This window comes from Acinetobacter sp. 766875 (assembly GCF_000582055.1).
Classification (GTDB): Bacteria; Pseudomonadota; Gammaproteobacteria; order Pseudomonadales; family Moraxellaceae; genus Acinetobacter; species Acinetobacter nosocomialis.
Map to the genome: position 1 here is coordinate 1 of NZ_JEXX01000043.1, position 3731 is coordinate 3731.

A 3731-nucleotide genomic window follows, 5' to 3' on the forward strand; every position below is an offset into this window, starting at 1 on the left:
AAATATTTAATACAGACCAAGGCAGTCAGTTTACCAGTGATGCATTTATTGATGTATTGAAATCAAATGGCATTCAAATCAGTATGGATGGTAAAGGTCGATGGGTTGATAATGTGATGGTTGAACGATTATGGCGGAGCGTTAAATATGAAGAGGTGTATCTCAAAGCCTACAGCAATGTTTTGGATGCGAAGAAGCAATTAAACGCATATTTTGAATTTTATAATTTGAAACGACCTCATTCGAGTCTGGACAAAATGACTCCAGATGAGTTTTACTATGACCAGCTACCACAACAAAATAAGGTAGCTTAACTAGAGCAGAGTATCACTTATAAATAAGCTTTTAGTTGTTCAAACATGTGGGACCACCTCTGTTTTAGTTGGACAAATAAGTCCAACTAAAACATTTTTATATAGTTATAAGTGATTAGCCGCTTATCCCGAAAAAGTGAAGAATAATTCCTATAGCGCAGCAACCAGCTAAAGTAGTCATCATTCCAAGTTTGAAACGGAATAAAGCAAGCATAGCTATGATTGATAACATTAGTGACCATGGGTTAATGCTGGATAAAACTGGAACTTGTAAAACCATTCCATATTTATGAATTACATTAACTTCAGCAAATAATGTATGTAATGCAAACCACACTGATAGATTAAGGATCACTCCAACAACAGCTGCTGTAATTGTCGAAAGTATGGCATTTAAAGCCTTATTATTTCTTAATGCTTCAATATATGGAGCACCAATAAAAATGAATAGAAAAGAGGGTACAAATGTTACCCATTTCGCTAATATACCTCCAAGAGTACCAGCCAAGGCAGGATTCAATGATCCTGGGTCTCGATACGCTGCCATAAAGCCTACAAACTGAACTACACTAATCAGGGGGCCAGGGGTGGTTTCAGCCATACCAAGTCCGATCAGCATTTCACTAGGTTTAAGCCAATGGAAGTTTTCGACGGCTTGCTGTGCAACATAAGATAAAATTGCATAAGCACCACCAAACGTAAGTACGGACATTTTGCTGAAGAATAGAGCGATATGCGTATAAACATTATCTTTGCCCATTAAAGTAATAAAAGCTATAAGTGGGCCGAGCCATAAGACCAAACCAATGAGAGTAATTTTTAGAGCTCTTGTATGGGAAGGTTGTACATGCTCTGGGATCTGCTTAGCAAAAGCAGCATCAATAGCTGCTAATGAAGCATTAGAGCTATTAGCGTCAGAATGAGATGAGGAGGCGTTAAATGCTTTACTTCCACTTTTATTTCCGATGTAACCGATAAGCGCAGCAACTAAAATAATAAATGGAAAAGGCAAAGCAAAGATAAAGATGCCGATAAATGACAAGATAGCGACAATGACCATCACCTTGTTTTTTAAGGCTCGACGACCTACACGCATGACAGCTTCAAGAACTACTGCAAGTACGGCTGCTTTTAATCCAAAGAATAATGCTTGAACAATACTAATCTGACCATAACTTGCATAAATCCAGCTTAGTATTCCTAATGCAAGTAGACCCGGTAAAATAAAGAGAGTACCCGCAACGAGTCCGCCACGTGTTCGGTGTAATAACCAACCTATGTATACAGCCAACTTATGTGCTTCAGGACCAGGAACAAGTGTACAGTAATTTAAGGCATGTAAAAAACGCGTTTCACTAATCCATTGTTTCTCTTCAACTAAAATTTTATGCATTACTGCGATTTGCCCCGCAGGTCCACCAAAGCTAAGCGCAGCTACTTTAAGCCATACCCAAAAAGCTTCACGAAATGAAACACCATGAAGTTCATGTGGGGGAATGCTTTCAGCTAAAGCAGTGGAATCTTCATTTGTATTCATTGCTATTTCACCTAAATTTTTGAAATTTAAAAAGTATTTGATGCGTTTAATCATTCAGTACAGAGCTATTTTTATTAAAGCTAGACAATAGGCCATTAAAGATTGCATTTGATGCGACTAATAATTGGTCATCATCTGTAATGTTTTCATGTATTCCTGCAAAGACGGTTTCTATGCCTGAAGCTTCGGGTGGCTCAATCCCGCCAATATCAAGATAGTGGACAATCTCTGCAATTTTTTTCAAAGCAGGTGTTTCTAAATTAAAACTATGTAAAAGAACTTCGAAGGTAACCCAGTGATTGATATGACTGAAAGCTGCACCATCAAAATCGAATCCTAAAGCTTCTTCTGGACATTCACTTGGTGTTTCTAACCAAATAAATGTAGGAGTTGAATCAATAAAAGTCTTGATTAGCCATGCAGAGGCTAGACGATCAATCCAAGGTCTCTTACGAGTTGCCCATATTTTGTTTTGATAACTATTTTTATCTAGAAGTTGAATATGTGCTTGTATTGCTTGAGGCTCATTCACTTCACCAAGTCGAGCTATTGAAAGCTCTAAAGCAGAAAGTTCATTTAGTACCTGTGCTTGAGTCTCATCGGGGTAATAGTCAATTTCTACGAGTGCATCGATACTTTTTCTTAATTTACGGATTTGCTTGAGCAGCTCTTTCTTTTCATCTTTAGATTGACGATCTCTTAACTCAGAGAGTTGTTTATAGAGGACATCGTATTCTTCTTTTCGACTGAAGAAAGGAGCTAATTCAAGGTTTAAAGGCTGCTCCGCATGGAATACATACGCAGAGCCTTGCTCTGAAATAACGTCACTTGCAATAGGATCAAATTTCTCGCTATGAGAAATGGGAAGTAAATACACACCATCTCTAAGGATTGCGGCTCCACTTGCTTTAAGAGAACGCCATACTCTCATACGTGTAGATGTGTTCTGTGTAGGCAAAGAGGATATGAGTAAAGATATTTTCATGTTGTATACTCAACTTATTTGTTAAATATATAACATTAATTTGGCTTGGATACAAATATGAAGAATCGATTTCTTATATCAAAAGAAATATTAAAGGGCGGAAATGGCTAAAGAAGAATTTTTTAAGTTTTTGATTTTATATAAATTATTTGGTTTTATTGTTTCAATATACATCAATATTTGTGAATTCAGTATTACTCATCACAAAAAAAATTGTTTTAGTTATAATTAAATTATTGATTGTAAAGTGTCTAAATTGTAGGGTGTTCAAAAGTTGACTGAGAATTAGGTTATTTGTAAATCTCAGTCAAAATTTTAATTTTTAGAAGGCGCTTATCGATTTAAGATAACATCAGCTAATTGATGGGCAATTTCCTCAATACTATTTACAGAAGTATTTAAGGCGACTTTATCGGCTAAATTCGGACTATAATAGACCTCTTGCGAAAGTCGTTATTGCAAGTTCATCCGATTTACCAGTGCAGCGATTAAGTTAATGCGTAAACCGAATCTTTTCCGTCTATTTCGATAGCGTTCACTTAATATTCTAAATGTTTTCAATTGACTATTAATATGTTCGATCACAACTCGTATTTTTCCAATCATTTTATTGTACTTTTTCTCAACATCAAATAAGGGTAAATTCTTCTTTTTCTTTATTGGCATCAATAATTTAAAGCCATCTTGCTCTAATCCGTAGTACCCTAAATCGGTCATAACATATTTACAATGTTTGAATTTTTTAACCGTTCTTCTTGCCAATTTAATGTCATGCTGACTGCCATTCGATATATCTAGCCCTATGATTTGTTTGCTGTTCGGATGATAGATCACTTGTGCTTTTAGCGTATGTTTCTTCTTTTTACCACTGTAGAACTTACTCTGATTTTTTTTT

3 protein-coding genes and 2 pseudogenes are annotated in these 3731 nt (G+C 35.9%); 1 reads left to right on the top strand and 4 read right to left on the bottom strand.

Annotated features, from left to right (window positions below; translation table 11 throughout):
* The coding region (locus J576_RS19045; RefSeq protein ID WP_031997944.1) for an integrase core domain-containing protein at positions 1-314 on the top strand (314 nt) is incomplete at its 5' end.
* Between the two features lie 115 nt (positions 315-429).
* On the opposite strand, the gene chrA is transcribed toward J576_RS19045, so the two are convergent.
* From chrA to J576_RS19995, 4 genes and pseudogenes are all read right to left on the bottom strand, one after another.
* Complete coding sequence (gene chrA / locus J576_RS19050) at positions 430-1851, bottom strand: chromate efflux transporter (protein ID WP_002040866.1); 1422 nt, start codon at positions 1849-1851, stop codon at positions 430-432.
* Positions 1852-1897: 46 nt separating this feature from the next.
* The gene (locus J576_RS19055) at positions 1898-2836 is read right to left on the bottom strand and encodes a chromate resistance protein ChrB domain-containing protein (RefSeq protein WP_002065076.1); all 939 of its coding nucleotides are present in this window, start codon (positions 2834-2836) and stop codon (positions 1898-1900) included.
* Between the two features lie 333 nt (positions 2837-3169).
* Positions 3170-3268 (bottom strand): annotated as a pseudogene (locus tag J576_RS20600) (toll/interleukin-1 receptor domain-containing protein); the annotation flags it as partial.
* A gap of 21 nt (positions 3269-3289) precedes the next feature.
* A pseudogene (locus J576_RS19995) lies at positions 3290-3731 on the bottom strand (IS5-like element ISAba27 family transposase); the annotation flags it as partial.